Genomic DNA, 19328 nt, shown 5'->3' with positions numbered 1-19328 from the left:
CACGGAACCTCGACCCGTACCGCCGTGACCCGGTCCAGCGTCGCGGTGAACGTCTTGCGTCCTCTCCTCATCGATGCTCCTTCCTCTCCGGCGCGCTCGCCGCCCGAGGGGTGGCCGGTACCAGCCGGCGGGTGATCCACAGCGGTGAGGTGACGGCGTTGCCCATCACCACCGCGTGGGCGCCCGCCTCGAAGGCCCGGCTGATCTGCTCCGTGGTCCGGTAACGCCCTTCGGCGATCACCGGCACGGGCAGCAGCGCGGCGAGTCGCGCCACGAGCCCGAGATCGGGCCCGTCGATCGGTGGGCCGGCCGGCGTGTAGCCGGACAGCGTGGTGGCGACCGCGTCCGCGCCGGCCTCGACGGCGGCGACGCCCTCGGCCACCGTGGCGACATCGGCCAGGACCAGCGCGTCGGTCTGCTCGTGGACCGCACGGACGGTGTCGGCGAAGGTCCGCCCGTCGGGCCGGGGGCGGTCGGTGGCGTCCACCGCGACGACGTGCGACCCGGCCCGCGCCGCCGCGAGCGCGTGCCCGGCGGTCGGGGTGATGAAGACGCCCTGCGTGCCGTGCTTGTACAGCCCGATCACCGGCACGCCGACGGCGGCGCGTACCGCCCGCACGTCGTCGGGGCCGTTGACCCGGACGGCCACCGCGCCGCCGCGGACCACGGCGGCCGCCACGTGGGCCTGGACGTACGGGTCGCGCATCGGGTCGTCCGGGTCGTCGGGCAGGGGCTGGCAGGACACGACCAGCCCGCCGGCCAGTTCGTCCAGGACACTCACGTGCTGGTCCCTCCGTCGTGGTGGATCGGTGCGGTGGCGAGCCGGGCGGCGCCGACCACCACCGCGTCGGCGCCCAGGGCCGCCGGAAGCAGTGGCACGTGCGCCCAGCCGCCTGGCAGCTCCGCCCGGTAGGCGGTGGTCGCGGCGGGGAGCAGGGTGCCGGCGGCGCCGCCGGCGACCACCACCGCCTCCGGGTCGAGCAGAGCGACCAGCCCGGCCAGCGAAGCGCCGAGCGCGGTGCCGGCCCGGTTGACGACCTGCCGGGCGGCTGCGTCACCGGCCGCCGCGCGTCGCGCCACCTCCCGGCCGGTGACCGGGTCACCGCCGGTGAGCGCGTACGCGGCGGCCAGGCCGGTGCCGGAGGCGATCGCCTCCAGGTGCCCGTACCGGCCGCACCCGCAGCGCAGCCGGTGCGCGTCCGGGACCGGCAGGTGCCCGAGCTGACCGGCCGCGCCCCGGGCGCCACCGTCGACCCGTCCGTCGCGGACGATCGCGCCGCCCAGCCCGGTGCCGACGGCGGCCAGCAGCACGTGCCCCCGGCCCCGTCCGGCGCCGGCCCAGCACTCACCGAGCGCCGCCGCGGCGACGTCGTTCGTGACGCGTACCGGCCGGTCCAGCCGCGCGGCCAGCTCGTCGGCCACCGGGGTGCCGGACCATCCGGGAAGGCTGCCGGTCGCGTACCGGATGGCGCCGGTGGCCGGGTCGACGGTGCCCGCGGTGCCCACCCCGACCGGCCCGGGGCCGGCGGCGGCGAGCAGGTCGGCGGCCAGCCCGGCGGCGGTGTCCAGCACTGCGGCCGGCCCGCCGCGCGCGGGGGTGGGCGCCTCCCGGCGGCCGAGCACCCGCGCGCCGGGATCGACGAGCGCGGCGGCGGTCTTGGTGCCGCCGATGTCGATCCCGACGACCGGCGCGGTCATCCCTTCAGGCCGGTGTGCGCGAGTCCCTCGACGAACTGCTTCTGCGCGATGACGAACACCGCCAGCACCGGCAGCGCGGTCATCGACGCCGCCGCGAGTTGGACGTCCCACATCGGACCGCCGTACGCGTCGACGAACTGGGTGAGCGCCTGCGGCAGGGTGAACTTGTCCGGCGAGGACAGGAACACGATCGGTTCCAGGTACAGGTTCCAGCTGTGCAGGAACGTGAAGATGGCCACCGCGCCGAGCGCGGGCCGGGACAGCGGCAGCGCGATCTTCCAGAACGTGGCGAAGCGTCCCAGTCCGTCGACCCGCGCCGCCTCCTCCAGCTCACCGGGGAGGCTGATGAAGAACTGCCGCATGATGAACGTCGCCAGCACGCTCGGCGCCCCGAAGATCGGCACCAGGATCAGCGGCCAGTGGGTGTCGATCAGGTCGAGCTTGAAGAACATCTGGAACAGCGGCACGATCGTCACCTCGCTCGGGATGAGCAGGCCCGCGAGGACGACCAGGAACAGCACGTTCTGCCCCCGGAACCGGATCCGCGCGAACGCGTACCCGGCCAGCGACGCCACGGCCAGCGTGCCGACGGTGACCAGCAGCGCGATGTAGAGGCTGTTCAGGTACTGCTGCCCGAACGGCTGCAGCTCGAACACCCGCTGGTACGCGTCCAGCCGCGGATCGGTCGGCAGCAGCTGCGGCGGGAAGGAGAAGATGTCCGCCACCGGCTTCAGCGACGAGGTGACCATCCACCAGGTGGGGAACACGAACGGGACGGCCAGGACCATCAGCACTCCGTAGAGCACAAGCTTGGTCCGCCGGGACAGGTCACGATTCATGGAAGACCCACCTCTTGCGCATCTGCCACTGCAGCACGGTCAGCGCGAGCACGATGACGAACAGCAGGATCGACAGCGTCGCGCCGTAGCCGAAGTGATGGAACTGGAAGGCCTGCTGGTAGAGGTAGTAGACGAGCACCGTGGTCGAGGTGCCGGGCCCGCCCTGGGTCAGCACCGCGATCTGCGCGAAGACCTGCAACGAGCCGACCACCGTGATGATCGACGTGAGCATGATCGTCGGGCTGATCAGGGGAACGGTGATCCGCCAGAACTGGCGCATCCGGCTCGCGCCGTCGACCTCGGCGGCCTCGTACAGGTCGGCCGGCACGCCCTGGAGCGCGGCCAGGAACAGCACCATGTTCAGGCCGACGTTCTTGAACACCTGCACGACGATCACCGACAGCATCGCCGTGCCCTCGCCGCGCAGCCAGTTGGGGCCGTCCACGCCGAGCGTGTCGAGCAGGCCGTTGACGCCGCCGTTGTCCTGCAGCAGGAAGCCCCAGACGATGGTCCACGCGACGAGCGAGACCACCACGGGGGAGAAGAACAGGGTGCGGAAGACGATGGTCCCGCGCAGCTTCTGGTTGAGCAGGACGGCCAGCAGCAACGCCAGGCCGAGGTTGAGCACGACCAGGCCGATCGAGAACACGCCGGTCGACCGCAGCACCGCCCCCAGGTTGGGGTCGTCGGCGAGCGCGGCGTAGTTCTCGGCGCCGATGTAGTCGAAGCTGCCGGCCAGCACGTTCCACTCGTGCAGGCTGTACCAGACCACGAGGACCAGCGGCAGGATCACGAAGACCGCGGTGCCGAGCAACTGCGGGGTGATGAACAGGTATCCGGTGAGCTGGTCCCGGCGGCGGGTGGTCCAGAACGGCCGGGCCCGGCCCGGGGTGGGCCCGGCAGCAGCCGGGCCCACCCTGGTGTCCGTCTGGGTCATGATCCTCGGCCCTACTTCGCCAGCAGCGGCTGGATCTTGGAGCAGACGCCGTCGAGTACGCCCTTGACGTCCGCGTCCGCCTTCCACAGCGGGTCGAGCGCGGCGCGCACCTGCTGGCTCAGCTCGGCCTGCCCGGCGTGGCTGGGCTTGACCGTGCCGTTCGTGATGCCGTCGATGACGACCTTCTGCAGCTGCTCCGGCTTGAGCTTCGGGTTCGTCTTGGCCAGTGTCTCGGCGGTCAGCTGGGACTGCCGCGGCGGCGGGAAGAACTGGGCGAGCTTCGCCGAGTTGGCGGGGTTGGTGAAGAAGGCCAGGAAGTCGGCGGCCTGCTCGGCGTGCGGGCTCTTCTTCATCACGCCGATGCCGGCCTGGCCGACCACCGCGTACGGGCCCTTCGGGCCGGCCGGCAGCGGGACCAGGTCCCAGTCGAAGCCGTTCTCCTTCAGCAGCGAGGCACGGGAGATCTGGGTGACGGTCATGGCCGCGTCACCGGCGAAGAAGTCGGCAGTCGTACCCGGCCCGGGCAGTGCCTTGCCGGTGAAGATCGCCTTGTGCAGCGTGGTCATCGCCTCGACCATCTCCGGGCTGTTGAACCCGCAGCTGCGGCCGTCCTCGCTCCACGCCTGGGCGCCCCAGCCGGTCCAGAACGTGGCCAGGTTGTCCCAGCCCTTGTAGTCGAAGTCGCGGACCACGAGCCCGGCCTTGCCCGACTTCGCCGCTGTCGCGCCGGCCGCGGCGAGCGCGGTGTCCCAGTTCCACTGCCCGGCCGCGATCAGCTCGGCCGGGGTCTTCTGCCCGGCCGCCTTGAGCATGTCGTTGTTGACGAACACGCCGAACGGCGAGGTCGAGAACGGGTACGCGAAGAGCTTGCCCTCGTTCTGCCAGAGCTTCAGCGTGGCGGGGGAGAGGTCGTCGTACTGGTAGCCGTCGGCCTTCTTGAGCGTGTCGTCGAGCGGGCTCAGCGCGCCGGAGGCGACGAAGTCCGGAGCCGAGTTCTCGAAGATCCACGCGAGGTCCGGCGCGTTGCCGCCGGCGATCTGCGTGGTCAGCGTCGTGGTGTAGTTCTCGAACGGCAGCGGATCGAACTTGATCTCCGCGACGTCCGGGTTGTTCTTGCGGTACTCGTCGGCGATCTCGTTGAACAGCTTCAGGTGCGCCTCGTTGGCCGACCAGACGGTCATCCGCAGGCTGGCCGGACCGTCGTCCTTGGCCTCGCCGCCACCGCCGCAGGCGGTCAGGGCGAGCACACCGGTCATGGTCGCCGCGACCAGGCCGGACAGTCTTCCGTATCTCACTTTCTTCTCCTCACCGGGGGTTCAGTAGCCCGCGATCTGCGGCCAGCGGCATTCCACGCCGGCGGCCGTGATGCGGTCCGTGAATTCGGCCAGCAGGCGGGGGGTGCCGCGGACCGCGCGCGGGGACTCGCCCCGCGCAAGGCAGAAGTCGGCCAGCAGGCCGGCGACCTCACCGACGTTCCACTCGACCGGGTGCAGCCGGTAGCTGCCGTTGGTGATGTGCGTGGTGCCGATGTTCTTGCCGGCCGGCAGCAGGTTCTCCATCCGCTGCGGGATGAGCGCGCCGAGCGGGATCTCGAACGGGCAGGAGCCGACGTCGATGTAGTTGTCGCCGCCGGTCGACGGGTGCAGGTCGATGCGGTACATGCCGACGCCGATCGAGTCGCGGTAGCTCACCGCGCCGTGCTCGCCGCGTACCGCGAGGGAGAGGTCCTGCTCGACCACCGTGTACTCGGCGCGGATGCGGCGCGACTCCCGGATGTAGGGTGCCTGCGCCAGCCCGTCGGGGCTGCCGGTCACGTCGCCGCGCAGCCGCAGCCCGGGGTAGCCGGTGCCGCCGTCGGGGCGGGGCGCCTCGGTCTGGAGCCAGTACAGGACGGAGTACGACAGCTCGCGCGCCTGGGACAGGTGCCAGGACGCGTTCGGCACGTCGATGACCGGGCCCTCGAAGTAGTCGATCATCGGCCAGTTGACGAGCGTGATGTCGCTGCCGTACGCCCCGTCGGCGAAGTTGCGCCGCGCCGCGATGCGCCGGAACGTCCACAGGTTGCCGTCGCCCGGGTTGAGCCGCTGGTCGGCGTTGACGCCCAGCGGGTCGTCGTCCGGGTTCGGCGTGAAGCTGCGCTCGACGATCTCCAGCGTGCGCGGGTGCGGCGACCGCCAGGACAGCAGCCGGTCGCCCCAGAAGTCCGGCTTGTAGTCGCGCCAGAAGTCGTAACCGGCGGGCCGGTCGATGGTGTGGTCGCCGTCGACGTGGTCCAGCGCGAAGCAGACGGACACCGCCTGCATGTTCAGCGGCTGCGCCTCGGCGGGCGCGCTCGGCTCACCGGTCTGCGCCTGCGACTCGAATCCGGTCACGTACTCGGTGCCGGTCAGCGGCAGCAACTCGCCGGTCTCGGTGGCGTCCAGGACGTACGGCGCCTGCACCTCGATCCGCTCGTCGCGGTCCCGGTGGGCGAGCGTGACGCCGGTGACCCGGTCGCCGTCGGTCTCGGCCGCGACCGGCCGGTACGGCTGGAGCACCGTCAACCGCCCGGACCCCCGGTACGGCGCGAGCATCTGCTCCAGGACCGCGACCGCGACCCGGGGCTCGTGGCAGAGCCGGCTCACCCAGCCGGCGCCGGGGTTCAGGTCGGTCCACGCCCGGGACCGCTCGGTCAGCGGGTAGTGGCGGCGGTAGTAGTCGCGGATGCCGTCGCGCAGTTCCCGGTAGCTCGCGGTGGCGCCGAACTGCTCGATCCAGGAGTGCTCGTCCGGCGGGACCGCCTGGCTGGTGAGTTGCCCGCCGAGCCAGTCGAACTCCTCGGTCAGGATGACGGACCGCCCGGCACGGGCCGCGGCCAGCGCCGCGGCGACACCGCCCAGTCCGCCCCCGACGACGAGGACGTCCGCACGCATTAGTACCACTTGCTTCCTTCCAGTTGCGCGGCCGGGCGTGTCAGCGCCGGTCGGCCGCCGATCCAGGGACGCCGAGGGTGTCGCCCTCGACGAGTTCGCAGGGCAGGAGCCGTTGCTGGAGGCCACCGGCGCTGCCGTCGATGACGCCGGTGAGCACCTCGACGGCCTGTCGGCCCATCTCCTCGCGCGGGATGCGGAACCCGGTGAACGTGATGTCGGTGGGCACCGGCACGGTCGGGTCGCCGAGGGTCACGACGGACAGGCCACCGGGCACCGTCAGCCCGCTGCGCCGGGCGGCCGACTCCAGCGCGACGGCGGTGGCGAATTCCTCCACGAAGACCACGGTGCTGCCGTCGGCCCGCAGGTCGTCCACAGTGACGTCGGCGGTCTGGGCCGTCGCGGTGATCTGGCGGGCGCTCTCCGCCCCGGCCGCGCCCGCCTGGAAACCGCTGCGCCGGTCGTGCGAGGACTCGGCCGCGGTGCCCATGCCCACATAGGTCAGGCGCCGGTGTCCCAGGTCCAGCGCCCGCTCGGCCAGCCGGTGGACCGCGCTGGCGTAGTCGGCGCCGACGTAGGGCACCGGCCCGCCGGCGTCGTCGCGACGCCCGACGGCGACGTAGGGGAACCCGTCGCGGTTGAGCCGGAGCAGCTCCGCGCCGTCGATCTCCCGCCCGAGCAGGATGCATCCGTCGGCCAGGCGCAGCCGGTTGTCCTGGTGGAAGATGCGCCGCCGGCCGTCCACCACCGGGGCGCTGGTGAACAGCAGCAGGTCGCAGCCGACCCGTTCGGCGTACTCCTCGATGCCGAGCAGGAACGGGTGGAAGAAGTCCCGGCTGCCGCTGGGGAAGGCCGGCTCGTAGGTGAAGACGCCGATGATCCGGTTGAACCCGGAGGCGAGGCGGCGGGCGGCCGGGTCGGCGGCGTACCCCGTCTCGGCGATGACCTGCAACACCCGGTCCCGTGTCTCCGGCGCGATCCGGACGTCGGCGTCGGTGCGGTTGTTGAGCACCAGCGACACGGTCGCCTGGCTGACGCCGGCCATGCGTGCGATGTCACGCTGGGTGACACGCCTGGGGGGAGGGGTCACGTCGTTCCTTCCACTGCCGCTAATGCGTATTAGCGATCGGTTGGCATGGAGCCTCGCTGCTGTTCCGACCTCCTGTCAAGGGGTGGCCGGCAGATTTCTGTTCGATGAACTCCCTGGAGTAATGCGCATTAGCCGCCGGGTACACCGCTTCCCGGCAGTCCGTCCGCGTGGAAACCTTGACAAGGCGGACCGGGGCGCGCGACAGTAGGCGAACCCCGGCGCTAATGCGCATTAGCTAGTCGTGACTCGCCCGTTCCGGCGAGCGATGACGCCCGCTTCCCTACCCACAGTGACACCGGGTCTCGGCCCTGCCCGCCGCCGCCCCGACGCCGGGAGGCGCTACCGTTCCGACAGGACGGTCGTGGCGTCGTCCGCACGGGGAGGGGTCAAGTTGGGCACCACTGTCGCTCGTCACCTCGCGGGAGCCGCGGCGGCCTGGCTCGTCGTCGTCGCGGAGGCGGTCCTCGGCTACCTCGGCCTACTGGCGTACGCGCTGGTCACCGGCGCCGACCCGGGCGGCCCGCTGGCCGGCCCGCTGCTCGTGCTGATCGCGGCGTTGCTCGGCGTGGCCGCGCTGCCGCTGCTGTTCGCGCCGGCCGTCGCGCTCGGTGAGGCGGCGGGCCGGGGACGGCCCGGTCCGGCGCTCGCGTTCGCCGGGCTCGTCGCGGTCGTGCTGGTCACCGGGTACGCCGCCGCGGTGGCGGTCGCCACGGACGTACCGGGCACCCGGTTGCCGCTGGTGGCCGGGACCGCCGCGCTGCTGGTCCTCCCGCCGACGGTGGCGTACGCGTTCACCGCCCGCGGCGTGGGGTGGACGGCCCGGCTGGTCCGGCACCGGGTGGCCGGCGCCCGTGCGGTGCGCGCCGAGGCGGGCTGACCTACACCTGGATGTCGAAGCGTTGCAGTACCGAGGGCGCGACCAGGCCCACCGCGGCCAGCACGGCCAGGATCGTCATCGCGGTGCGCAGCACCACCGTCTCGGTCTTGCTGCCGGTGCGCAGGGCGATCTTGTTGGGCAGGCCGATCATCGTCCACATCCGGCGTCTGATCGGGATGGGCCACAGGATCGGCACCCCGGCCCGGGTGATCATGTCGCCGAGGATGTGCACGAAACAGCCCACGCCGACGGCGAGCCCGATCATCGGATAGCCCCGGTCGCCGGGCAGGTTCGCGAACGTGAACCAGGCCGCGGCGGCGGACACCAGCGTGACCACCACCCAGCCGGCGCGCTCGGCCCACTCGTCGAACAGCCCACGCAGTGCCAGGCCGATCATGAAGAAGAGGATGCCGACCACCGCCCACTTGCCGTAGTGGGCGCAGAGCGCGGTGGTGCCCCAACCGACGAGCACGGTGAACGGGATGGTGTGGGTCAGCGTGCGGTGCCCGTTGCTGCGGCGGGGATCCTTGCTGAGCTTGGTGGCGTAGTAGACGCCGAGCGAGATCTTCTCCATCACCTCGGCGACGAACAGGCTGACCACACCGAACGTGCGGGCCACAGTGGCGCCGCCCTGGTTGCGGGTGACCTTCCCGGACAGGTCGAGGTCGGGGAAGAGCGCCCCACCGGCGCAGACCGCGGTGCCCACCGCCAGGGCCAGCGGTGTCTGGTGGTAGTCCGCGAACTGGGCCATCGCCCAGGAGCCGGTCAGCCACGCGGCCGCGCCCGAGAGCGCGTGGGACGGTCCCATCATCTCGGCTCGCCCTTCCCGAAGATCTTGATCCACAAAACTACGCCACTGTAGTCAGCCCGTACGACAGCGGGGCATCAGCCGGACGGTCCACTGGGGAAGGGTGCCGCACGGCCCGGTTCAGCCCGCGGTACGGGTGGGCCGGACCGTGCCGAGGCTCGCGCGGATGACGGCGAACTGCTTCGAGGCGGCGGGCCAGTCGGCGTCGGAGGTGGTCCAGCCGAGCGTCCAGCCGGCCCGTTCCCCGGGCAGGACGCGCAGCGCGCGCATCCGCTCCCCGTAGGGTGCGGTCCAGCGGCACTCCCACACCGCGCCCGGACCGTCGGACTTCAGCCGGACCTTCTGGTAATGCGGCAGCCGGCCGGCCGAGGTCAGATCCCGCTCGGACGACTTCAGCCGGCCGACCGGATCACCGCCCGGGTACGGCTCGACGCCCAGGATGCGCCGCGTCTGCGGATCCTGGAAGCAGGTGGTGTCACCGGAGCGCAGTTGCAGCCAGCCGGCGGGCAGGGCGATGCGGAAGCCGCCGGTGTCGGCGGGCCAGACCCAGCCGGTCGGAACGGTCACCGGCGGGTCGTCCGGGGGCGGCCCCTTGCGGACCGGTGTGCCGGCCACGTCGGGCCGGACGCAGGGGAACGGCGGAGGCGGCACGCCCGGCCCGGGCGGGCGGTCCCAGGGGCGGGCGACGGCCTCGGTGGAACCGCCCGTCTGCGGCGTCTCGTCGCGACCACCGGTGATCGCCAGCGCGGTGCCCACCCCCGTCGCCAGGGCCAGCACCACGGCTCCCAGCATCAGTCCCCAGCGGTGCAGCGGGTTCCCGTCGCCGGAGGTGAGCGGTGGGTCGGCGGGGCGGGGAACCCCGGCGGGCCGGGGCGGGGCGGGATGCACCGCGCCGCTGTCGATCGGCCCGCTGTGGGCGACCGGGGGAGGCTTGGTGACCGGCGCGGCGCCGGGGCCGGCGATGTGCACCGGGCTGAGGGCGTCGGCGCGGGGCGCCGACTCGGGGCCGGCCGGGCTGCCCGGGTCGACGAAGCTGGTGAGGACAGTCGGACCGAGGCTGACCGGACCCGAGCCACCGAGCCCGGCCGAGCCAGCGGCCGCGGTCGCGCCGCCGCCTGCCTTCGGGCCGCCGCCCGCGGCCGGGTCGCCGATGACACCCGAGCCGCCGACCGCACCCGAGCCGCCGCTCGCGTCCGGACGGCGGGTCGCATCCGACCGGCCCGTGGGGGACGAGGAGCCGTCTGCGTCCACGGGCCCGACCGCCCCCGAACGGTAGGCCGGGGACGACTGATTCCCGGCCACCGCGTGAGTGGCCGGGACGGAGCGGCCGGCCGTACCGGAAGGGGCCGGGCCGGGGACGCGGGTCGGACCAGCGGCGCCGGCCGTGTCCCCGGACGGTGGCGCGCGGTCGCCCTCGGCGGGCGGGGCCCACTCGTTGCGCTTCGCCGCCCGGCTCCACGCGCGGGCGGCGGCGGCCGGCGGCATCAGGTCCGGGTAGATGCCGCCCGCAGCCGCCGGTGACCCCGGCTCGTCACCCGCCGGTACGTCGGCGTCGCGGCCACCGGCCGGCCGGTCGGACGGCGCGGCGGTGGCCCGCCCCGCGGACCCGGCGGCCTCCGCGTCGGCCTCCGACACCGCTGCGACGCCGAGCAGGCGGGCCGTCTCGCGGTGCCCGAGCCGGGTACGCGGATCGCGCCGCAGCAGTCCGGCCAGCACCGGCGTCAGCGGGCCGGCGTGCGGGGCCGGGTCGGGCGGCCGGGTGGCGAGCGCGGCGAGCGTGGCCATCGCGGTGCTGCGCGCATACGGCGAGCGGCCCTCCACCGCGGCGTGCAGCGTGGCGCCCAACGACCACATGTCCGCCTCGACGCTCGACACGCCCTCGGCGGCCCGCTCCGGTGCCACGTACTGGGGGGAGCCGAGGACCAGGCCGGGCCGGGTCATCGCGCCGTCGCCGCCCTGGAACACGGCCAGCCCGAAGTCGGTGAGCAGCACCCGCCCGTCGCGGGCCAGCAGCACGTTCGCGGGCTTCACGTCCCGGTGCAGCACCCCGGCGTCGTGCGCGGCGCGCAGCGCGGCGAGCACCGACAGGCCGATCTCGGCGGCCCGGCCGGGCGGCAGCGGCCCGTCGGTCTCGATGATCTCCTGGAGCGAGCGGGACGGGACGTACTCCATGATCAGCCAGGGTTCGCCCTGGACCCGGACCACGTCGTAGACCCGGACCACGTTGGGGTGGTTGAGTCGCGCGGCCGTCCGCGCCTCGCGCAGCGTACGGGCGCGCAGCTCGTCCTGCTCGGTCTCGGCGAGCCAGTTCGGCGGCACGACCTGCTTCACCGCGACCTCGCGCTGCAGCTCCTCGTCGCGCGCCCGCCAGACCTGGCCCATCCCGCCGCGGCCGACCAGTTCGAGCAGGCGGTACCGCCCCGCGATCACTACCTCCCGCACCGCACTCCTCACCGCTGGTCAGTGGTCCACAATAGCCAACGGATCGGACGGTACCTATCGCATGGCAGCGCTAACTTGCCGCGCCGGCGAGCAGGTTGCCCTCCGGGACCGCGATCGGGGCCCGGCCGCCGGCCAGCAGGGCGGCGGCCCGGCGGGCCTGGAACGCGTCGTGGTCGCGGCGGGCGGCGGCGTAGCTGCCGGCGGTCCGGGCGGCGATCGCGGACCAGGTGTACCGCCGGCTGACCATGGTCCGGGCCTTGCGCGCCACCCGCCGGGCGAAGACCTCGTCACCGAGCAGCCGGTCGACGGCGCCGGCCAGCGCGTCCGGGTCGCCGTGCGGGAACGTCACCCCGGTGACGCCGGGCTCGACGATCTCGGCCAGCCCGCCGGTACGCGCCACCGCCAGCGGCGCACCGGCCGCCGCCGCCTCCAGCGCGATCATGCCGAACGGCTCGTAGAGGCTGGGGATCACCGTGGCGTCGGTGGCGGCGAGTACCGCGGGCAGCTGGGTGGCGTCCAGGAAACCGGCGAACCGGACCGTGTCCCCGAGGTGCAGCCGCCGCGCCTGGTCCACCAGCTCGTCGCGGTACGGCCCGTCCCCGGCGATCACCACCCGCAGGCCGGGGTGCCGTTTCGCCAGGTGCGGCACGGCGTGCACCAGGTGCTGCACGCCCTTCTCGTAGACGAGACGGCCGGCGTACCCGACGAGCGGCCCGCCCGCGGCGAAGCGCGCCCGGGCGGAGGCGACGGCGTGCGGCCGCGCCCGCCAGGCCCGGTCGTCGACGCCGTTGGCGACCACGTCGATGCGCCCGGCCGGTACGCCGAACAGCCGGGCCACCTGGTCCCGCATGTACCCGGAGCAGGCGATCACCCGGCCGGAGGCGTTGCTCAGCCAGTGCTCGACGCCGTGGATGGTCCGGTTCATCTCCTCCGGCAGCCAGCCCTGGTGCCGGCCCGCCTCGGTGGCGTGGATGGTGGTCACGAGCGGCACGTCGAGGTGCTCGGCCAGCGTGACAGCGGTGTGCGCGACCAGCCAGTCGTGGGCGTGGATCACGTCGTAGGCGCCGGATTCGGTGGCACGCAGCGCGGCCCGGGTCAGCGTGTGGTTGAACGCCATGGTCCAGGCCAGCAGTGATGAGGTGGCGAGGGGGAACCGGACCGGATCCTCGGCGGCGCGGACGACGCGGACGCCGTCGGCGTACTCCTCCAGGGGGGCACCCTCGGCGTGGCGGGTGACGACCGTGACCTCGTGCCCGGCGGCGGCCAGGGCGACCGACAGCGCGTGGACGTGGCGGCCGAGGCCACCGACGAGCACCGGCGGGTACTCCCAGGAGAGCAGCAGCACCCGCAGGCGCCGGGCGGGCTGGATGTCGATCACTTCGGCGTCAGCTGACACGCGGCCCCCTTTGAGTTGTGGCGTCCCCACCCGAGGCGGCGTCGCCGCGGTGTCCGGTGGGGTCGCCACCCATCCTGCCGAGGGGTCGATAACCGGGGGCGACGCGCCGGTTGCCGGTCTGTAACGCGTTACCGGCGCATCCGCCGCGCCCGCAGCAGCTCGGCCACCGACCACGCCTGGAACGGGCATCCGGTGGCCGCGTGCGGCGCCGCGCCGTCGGCGGTCTCGCTCACCGAGCCCAGGCCGTCCTCGGCGAGGTGGCCCACCAGACCCACCAGCAGGTCGTCGGTGGGCAGCCCGGCCCGGCGGTACGCGTCCAGCAGCGGCCCGGTCAGCCACGGCCAGACGGTGCCCTGGTGGTACGCGGAGTCCCGGTCGGCAGGCCCGCCCCGGTGCCGGCCGGTGAAGCCGGGGGAGTCCGGGGCGAGGCTGCGCGGCCCGAGCGGGGTGAACAGCGCCTCGGTGATCCGGCGCAGCGTGGCCTCGTCCGGCTCCAGCGGGGCGTGCGGCAGGGACCAGGCGAGCAGCTGGTTGGGGCGCAGCAGGTCGTCGTCGTGGTGCGCGGCCCCGCCCAGCGGATACGCGGGCGCCGGGGCGTCCACCACGTCGTGCAGCCAGCCCGCCGGTGCGGGGAAGCGCTCCCGGAACGCGGTGACGGCCCGGTGGTGCAGGTCGTGCAGCCCCGCGGCGTCGCGTCCGGCCAGCTCGGTCAGCTCGGCGAGCCCGGCCAGTCCGTTGATCCACAGCGCGTTGACCTCGACCGGCTTGCCGGTACGCGGGGTCACCGGCACCCCGTACACCCGGGCGTCCATCCAGGTGAGCGCCACGTCCGGCGGGCCGCCCTGGGCCAGGAGCCCGTCGGCCGGGTCGACGCCGATGCCGTACCGGGTGCCCGCCACGTGCGCCTCCACCACGCGGTGCAGCGCGGGCAGCAGCTCGTCGCCCAGGTCGGTGTCGCCGGTGACGGTGACGTGCCGGTGCACCGCGTGCAGGAACCACAGCGTCGCGTCGACGGTGTTGTACTCGACCCGGCCGGTGTCGGCAGTGTTCGCCAGCATGCCCTCGTTCAGCGTGGCCGCGTACGCCCGCAGCAGGTTCCGGCCCTCGCCGGCCCGGTTCGTGCACAGGAACAGGCCCTCGTAGGAGATCATCGTGTCCCGCGACCAGGCCCCGAACCAGGGGTAGCCGGCGACCACGTCCGGGCCGGTGGCGGTGCGCACCACGAACGCGTCGGCGGCCAGCGCGAGCGTCGCCTCGACCGCGTCGCCGGGCTTCGCCGCGGCCACCACGGCCCGGCTGCGCCGCCGGGCCGCCTCGACCACGGCGGTCGCCGGTGGCGGCTCCTCGGCCAGGTCGTCCGCCCAGGCCAGCACCCACACGGTCGCGCCCGGCTCGTCGAGCGCGCCGGTGAACCGGCCCGCGTACCAGAGGTCCTCGTCCGGGTGCAGGCCGCGCTCGGCCTCGGTGCGGTGGCGCACCCCGTGCCACCACTGCCCCTCCGGGGTCCAGTCCGGCCCGGCCAGGCGGTACGCGCCGTCGACCACCGCGCCGCCGGCCGCCGGTTCCAGCCGGGGCGCCGGGCCGTCGGCGCGCCGCTCGCCGTGCGCGTCGCGCCAGGTGCAGGCCGCGGCCAGGTCCAGCCGTACCGGGCCGCCGGAGATCAGCCGGTGCACCACCGCCACGCAGGAGCGGCCGTACGTCATGGCGATCTCCCGCTCGATCACCACGTCGCCGACGCGCCACCGCCAGCGCGGCACCCCGTCGGCCAGGTCGAAGTGCTCCAGCAACTCGAAGCCGCGCGGGTCGACCACGCCGGAGGACCACTCGTGCGCGCCGAGGCGGACCTGCCGCCCCGAGGGCAGGGTCACCGCCGGGTCGAGGCTCACGAGTCCCACCTTGCGGGACGCCGGCGTGTCTCCGGCCACCACGAGCAGCCCGTGGTACCGGCGGGTGCGCAGCCCGGCGACGGTGCCCATGGCGTACCCGCCGCGCCCGTCGGTGACCAGCCATTCCCGCGCGGCGGCGGTGGGCAGCTCGCCGCAGACCCGCGGCCCGAAACGGATGTCGATCAACTTTCCTCCACCGGCAGCGAGGTGTGACATGCCACGGCGACAATGGCCGCTGTGGAGAAGTACCCGGGCGGCGTCGAAGATGTGCCAGTGATCACCGACCGGTCGACCTCCGCGTCCCCCGACCCCGAGCGGCACCGGCTCGCCCAGGCCGACGCCGGCGAGCAGGACTGGCGCGCATGGGGCCCCTATCTGTCCGAGCGGGCGTGGGGGACGGTACGGGAGGACTACAGCGAGCACGGCACGGCGTGGGACTACTTCCCCCACGACCACGCGCGGTCCCGAGCGTACCGGTGGAACGAGGACGGCATGGCGGGCGTCTGCGACGACCGGCAGACGTTCTGCTTCGCCCTCGCGCTGTGGAACGGGCGCGACCCGATCCTCAAGGAGCGGATGTTCGGCCTCGGCGGCGACGGCGGCAACCACGGGGAGGACGTCAAGGAGTACTGGTGGTACCTCGACAGCACCCCGACGCACTCCTTCATGCGCTGGCGCTACCACTACCCGCAGGCCGCCTTCCCGTACGACGAGCTGGTCGCGGTGAACGCGCTGCGCGGCCGGGATGACACCGAGTACGAGCTGGTCGACACCGGCATCTTCGACGACGACAGGTACTGGGCGGTCACCGTCGACTACGCCAAGGCGTCCCCGACGGACATGTGCGTGCTGGTCACCGTGGCGAACCGGGGCGACCGGGACGAGACGCTGCACGTGCTGCCCACGCTGTGGTTCCGCAACACCTGGGCGTGGGGGCTGCCCGGCACCGACCGGATGCCGAAGCTGACCGGCGAGGCGGCCGGGGAGCGGGCCGGCGCCCGGCTCGTCGGTGACCACTGGGTGCTCGGGCAGCTCCTGCTGGAAGGCGACGGCGACCCGGTGCCACTGCTGTGCGACAACGAGACCAACGCCGAGCGGCTGTGGGGGCTGCCCGGGCGGTCGGCGTACCCGAAGGACGGCATCAACGACCACGTCGTGGCCGGCGCCGCCACCGTCAACCCGGACCGCACCGGCACCAAGGGCGCGCTGCACTACGTGCTGGACGTGCCGGCCGGTGAGCAGCGGCAGATCCGGCTGCGGCTGACCCGTACCGCACCGCCCCCGGCCGCCGCGCCCCCCGCCCCGGCCGACCTGGGCGACGGGTTCGACACCGTGCTCTGGGCGCGCCGCGCCGAGGCGAACCGGTTCTTCGACACCGTCATCCCGGCCGCCGCCACCGCCGACGAGGCCCTGGTGGCGCGCCAGGCCATCGCCGGGCTGATGTGGGGCAAGCAGTTCTACCACTTCGACGTCGAACGCTGGCTGGCCGGCGACCCCGGCTCCGCGCCGCCGCCGGCCGGCCGGCGGCACGGGCGCAACAGCGCCTGGTGGCACATGAACAGCTTTGACGTGATCTCCATGCCCGACCCGTGGGAATACCCCTGGTACGCCGCCTGGGACCTGGCCTTCCACTGCGTCACCATCGCCCGGGTCGACCCGGGCTTCGCCAAGGAGCAGATCCTCCTGCTGCTCCGGGAGTGGTACCTGCACCCCAACGGGCAGATCCCGGCGTACGAGTGGGCGTTCGGGGACGTGAACCCGCCGGTGCACGCCTGGGCGGCGCTGAAGGTCTTCGAGATCGACGGCGCCCGCGACCACGAGTTCCTCGCCCGGGTGATGCACAAGCTGCTGCTCAACTTCACCTGGTGGGTCAACCGCAAGGACACCGGCGGCAACAACGTCTTCGAGGGGGGCTTCCTCGGGCTGGACAACGTCGGGCCGTTCGACCGTTCGGCCGCGCTGCCGGTCGCCGGGACGCTGGAGCAGTCCGACGGCACCGGCTGGATGGCCATGTACGCGCTCAACCTGCTCGACATGGCGATCGTGCTGGCCGAGCACGACCGCTCGTACACCGACACCGCCACCAAGTTCTTCGAGCACTTCGCGTACATCGCCGCGGCGGCGTACGACCAGGGACTCTGGGACGCCGAGGACGCGTTCTTCTACGACGTGCTGCGGCTGGCCGACGGCACGAAGGTGCCGCTGAAGGTCCGCTCGGTGGTCGGGCTGCTGCCGCTCGCCGCCGTCACCCGGCTGACCGCGCGGACCATGCGCCGCCTGCCCGAGCTGGGTGCCCGGCTGAGATGGTTCCTCACCAACCGGCCCGAGTACGCCGAGGTGATCGGCGCCCGCCGGCTCGGGCCGGACGGCCGCCAGCAGCGCCTGCTGTCGATGGTCGCACCGGACCAGGTGGTGCGCCTGCTGGCCCGGATGCTCGACACCGACGAGTTCCTCTCCGAGTACGGGCTGCGCACGCTGTCCCGCGCCCACCTGGACAAGCCGTTCACTGTCACGCTCGGCGGGCAGGAGTTCAGCGTCGGCTACGAGCCGGCCGAGTCGACCAGCGGCCTGTTCGGCGGCAACTCCAACTGGCGCGGACCGATCTGGATGCCGACGAACTTCCTGCTGATCAGCGCGCTGCGCGACTACGCCGCGTTCTTCGGCGACGACCTCCAGGTCGAGTACCCGACCCGGTCCGGGGTCAAGCGCACGCTGGACGAGATCGCCGACGACCTGTCCGCGCGGCTGATCTCACTGTTCACCCGCGACGACTGGGGGCGGCGGCCGATCTACGGGGCCGCGCAGCTGTTCCAGACCCACCCGGACTGGCGCGACCTGATCTGCTTTCCGGAGTACTTCCACGGCGACAACGGCGCCGGCCTGGGGGCCTGGCACCAGACCGGGTGGACCGCGCTGGTCGCCGATCTGATCCTCACGCTGCGCCGCTGAGGCCCGGGGCGCGACGGGTCCGCCGCGCCCCGAGCCCCGCGCCTCACGGCAGCGGCAGGAACGCCAGCCGGGCGTGGTACTCCCCGGCCACCGTCACGGTGTCGCTGCCGACCCACAGGCCGCTGTCGGTCGCGTACAGCTCCTGGGTGCCGACGCCGCGGTCCTTCGTCGGGTTCCACGGCAGCGCCCTGCCGGTGGCCGGGTGGATCGCCCCGATGCCCGGCCGGGACACCGCCCCCGGACCGGCCGAGTTGCGGCCCTGCGGGTTGTCCAGCCAGCGCTGGTGGCCGCCGACGTAGACCGCCGCGCCGGTCACCGCCACCGACAGCAGCGTGTCGCCGCCGGTGTAGTTGGCCCAGGTCGGCTGCTTGCCGCCGGTGGCCGTACCGAACTCGAAGCGCGCCGCGGTGTCGCAGAGCGTGCCCGGGAACGGGCCGCCGGTGGTGACCACCGCGAACCAGGTGCCGTCCGGGGAGATGTCGACGCCGCGCATGTAGACCGGCATCGTCCTCGCGCACTGCGGCTGGTAGCGGTCGGTGGCCCAGCCGGAGAGCGTGGCTCCCGCCGCGCTCAGGTCGGCGACGGCGATCTGGTGCCGCGCCACGCCCGCGACGCTGCTGAAGCCGCCCACGAACACCAGCCGCCGGCCGTCGGCGGAGACGTCCAGCGCCTCGACCTTCACCGGCGCGGTGGCGCCGGACGTGGTCTTGCGCGGACCGGCCAGGTTCAGGCTGACCGACGCGTCGGCCGCCCCCGTGGTGGCGTTCACCGCCGCCAGGCCGCGCCGGGTCACCCCGCCGACGGTCTGGAACGCGCCGCCGACGATCAGCCGGTTGCCGACCAGACGTACGTCGTTGACCTGGTTGTTCAGCGCCGGCGTGGTGAACCCGGCGACCCGGGCACCGGTGGCCGCGTCGATCCGGGCCAGCCGGGACGCCGCACTGCCGTTGACAGTGGTGAACGCGCCGCCGATGTAGAGCGAGCGGCCGTCCGGCGCGGCGGCGAGCGCCTTGACCGCGCCGTTCACCTGCGGCCGGAACGTCGTGTCGATCCGGCCGGTGCTCGCGTCGAGGGCCACCAGCCGGGGCATCGCCAGCTGGGCCGACTGCCCCGCGTTGCGTACCTTGGTGAACGTGCCGGCCACGTACACGCGGTTGCCGATCTGGAGGATGCGGTGCACCGTGCCGTCCAGCGCGTGCGGCGTCCAGTCGACCGGGTTCGTACCGACCACTGTGGTGTGTGCGGCGTTGACGGCCAGTGCCGGGGATCCCGGCAGCGCCGCGCCCGCGACGGCGAGCGTCGCGGCGACCGCGACGGCCGCGCGCCGCCGGCCCCCGCGCCCAGGTGGATGATCGGGTGAGATCGTCATGGGCCGAAGCATGCCGTCCGACCAGGGAATCCGCAGTCGGGTAGCCGCCGGTAACCGGCGGCCGACCGGACAATCCGCGTGGTCCGTCCGGCGACCGGGCAGTACGGTGTGCGAGGTCCGCGAGGGGG

The 19328-nt window shown here is 73.6% G+C and carries 14 protein-coding genes; 2 read left to right on the top strand and 12 right to left on the bottom strand.

Annotated features, from left to right (window positions below; translation table 11 throughout):
- Positions 1-67: 67 nt before the first annotated feature.
- From KSK32_RS01405 to KSK32_RS01375, 7 genes are read right to left on the bottom strand one after another with little or no spacing between them, the layout of a single operon-like run.
- Positions 68-781, bottom strand: a complete 714-nt coding sequence (locus KSK32_RS01405) for an N-acetylmannosamine-6-phosphate 2-epimerase (RefSeq protein ID WP_216928068.1) — start codon at positions 779-781, stop codon at positions 68-70.
- On the bottom strand, positions 778-1698 hold the full coding sequence (locus KSK32_RS01400; protein WP_216928067.1) for an ROK family protein: 921 nt from the start codon (positions 1696-1698) through the stop codon (positions 778-780). Before KSK32_RS01400 ends, KSK32_RS01405 begins: the two co-directional genes overlap by 4 nt.
- Entirely contained in the window at positions 1695-2537 is an 843-nt protein-coding gene (locus tag KSK32_RS01395; protein ID WP_013287328.1) for a carbohydrate ABC transporter permease, read from the bottom strand. The genes KSK32_RS01400 and KSK32_RS01395 overlap by 4 nt, the downstream gene beginning before the upstream one ends.
- Positions 2527-3474 (bottom strand): carbohydrate ABC transporter permease, encoded by a 948-nt coding sequence (locus tag KSK32_RS01390; RefSeq protein ID WP_216928066.1) that lies wholly within the window; start codon positions 3472-3474, stop codon positions 2527-2529. The genes KSK32_RS01395 and KSK32_RS01390 overlap by 11 nt, the downstream gene beginning before the upstream one ends.
- Before the next feature lie 11 nt (positions 3475-3485).
- Positions 3486-4769 carry an ABC transporter substrate-binding protein gene (locus KSK32_RS01385; RefSeq protein ID WP_216928065.1) on the bottom strand — a complete coding sequence of 428 codons (1284 nt, stop codon included), beginning with the start codon at positions 4767-4769 and terminating at the stop codon, positions 3486-3488.
- Positions 4770-4790: 21 nt separating this feature from the next.
- Complete coding sequence (locus KSK32_RS01380) at positions 4791-6386, bottom strand: FAD-dependent oxidoreductase (protein ID WP_216928064.1); 1596 nt, start codon at positions 6384-6386, stop codon at positions 4791-4793.
- A gap of 40 nt (positions 6387-6426) precedes the next feature.
- On the bottom strand, positions 6427-7473 hold the full coding sequence (locus KSK32_RS01375) for a LacI family DNA-binding transcriptional regulator (RefSeq protein WP_216928063.1): 1047 nt from the start codon (positions 7471-7473) through the stop codon (positions 6427-6429).
- Positions 7474-7864: 391 nt separating this feature from the next.
- On the opposite strand from KSK32_RS01375, the gene KSK32_RS01370 reads away from it, so the two are divergent.
- Complete coding sequence (locus KSK32_RS01370; RefSeq protein ID WP_216928062.1) at positions 7865-8350, top strand: hypothetical protein; 486 nt, start codon at positions 7865-7867, stop codon at positions 8348-8350.
- Between the two features lies 1 nt (position 8351).
- Here the strand turns inward: KSK32_RS01370 and KSK32_RS01365 are convergent, their stop codons facing one another.
- The 4 genes from KSK32_RS01365 to KSK32_RS01350 all read right to left on the bottom strand — a co-directional run bounded on the left by KSK32_RS01365 (position 8352) and on the right by KSK32_RS01350 (position 15068).
- Positions 8352-9161 carry a metal-dependent hydrolase gene (locus KSK32_RS01365; protein ID WP_216928061.1) on the bottom strand — a complete coding sequence of 270 codons (810 nt, stop codon included), beginning with the start codon at positions 9159-9161 and terminating at the stop codon, positions 8352-8354.
- Between the two features lie 117 nt (positions 9162-9278).
- Complete coding sequence (locus KSK32_RS01360) at positions 9279-11600, bottom strand: serine/threonine-protein kinase (RefSeq protein ID WP_216928060.1); 2322 nt, start codon at positions 11598-11600, stop codon at positions 9279-9281.
- 70 nt (positions 11601-11670) lie between these two features.
- Positions 11671-12996: a glycosyltransferase family 4 protein gene (locus tag KSK32_RS01355; RefSeq protein ID WP_216928059.1), complete on the bottom strand. Its 1326-nt coding sequence runs from the start codon at positions 12994-12996 to the stop codon at positions 11671-11673.
- A gap of 128 nt (positions 12997-13124) precedes the next feature.
- Positions 13125-15068 (bottom strand): amylo-alpha-1,6-glucosidase, encoded by a 1944-nt coding sequence (locus tag KSK32_RS01350; RefSeq protein WP_216928058.1) that lies wholly within the window; start codon positions 15066-15068, stop codon positions 13125-13127.
- A 42-nt stretch (positions 15069-15110) separates the two neighbouring features.
- On the opposite strand from KSK32_RS01350, the gene KSK32_RS01345 reads away from it, so the two are divergent.
- On the top strand, positions 15111-17831 hold the full coding sequence (locus tag KSK32_RS01345; protein ID WP_216928057.1) for a glucosidase: 2721 nt from the start codon (positions 15111-15113) through the stop codon (positions 17829-17831).
- A 43-nt stretch (positions 17832-17874) separates the two neighbouring features.
- On the opposite strand, the gene KSK32_RS01340 is transcribed toward KSK32_RS01345, so the two are convergent.
- Positions 17875-19200: a hypothetical protein gene (locus tag KSK32_RS01340; RefSeq protein WP_216928056.1), complete on the bottom strand. Its 1326-nt coding sequence runs from the start codon at positions 19198-19200 to the stop codon at positions 17875-17877.
- Between the last annotated feature and the right edge of the window lie 128 nt (positions 19201-19328).

The sequence above is a fragment of the Micromonospora sp. WMMB482 genome, from assembly GCF_019038635.1.
In the GTDB taxonomy this organism is placed as follows: domain Bacteria; phylum Actinomycetota; class Actinomycetes; order Mycobacteriales; family Micromonosporaceae; genus Micromonospora; species Micromonospora marina.
This window is presented reverse-complemented; position numbering and strand designations above follow the sequence as displayed.

Bases quoted from the DNA above. Each gene is read 5' to 3' on its own strand.
- KSK32_RS01400 (WP_216928067.1), bottom strand. From the start codon at position 1,698: ATGACCGCGCCGGTCGTCGGGATCGACATCGGCGGCACCAAGACCGCC.
- KSK32_RS01395 (WP_013287328.1), bottom strand. From the start codon at position 2,537: ATGAATCGTGACCTGTCCCGGCGGACCAAGCTTGTGCTCTACGGAGTG.
- KSK32_RS01390 (WP_216928066.1), bottom strand. From the start codon at position 3,474: ATGACCCAGACGGACACCAGGGTGGGCCCGGCTGCTGCCGGGCCCACC.
- KSK32_RS01380 (WP_216928064.1), bottom strand. From the start codon at position 6,386: ATGCGTGCGGACGTCCTCGTCGTCGGGGGCGGACTGGGCGGTGTCGCC.
- KSK32_RS01365 (WP_216928061.1), bottom strand. From the start codon at position 9,161: ATGATGGGACCGTCCCACGCGCTCTCGGGCGCGGCCGCGTGGCTGACC.
- KSK32_RS01345 (WP_216928057.1), top strand. From the start codon at position 15,111: ATGGCCGCTGTGGAGAAGTACCCGGGCGGCGTCGAAGATGTGCCAGTG.
- KSK32_RS01340 (WP_216928056.1), bottom strand. From the start codon at position 19,200: ATGACGATCTCACCCGATCATCCACCTGGGCGCGGGGGCCGGCGGCGC.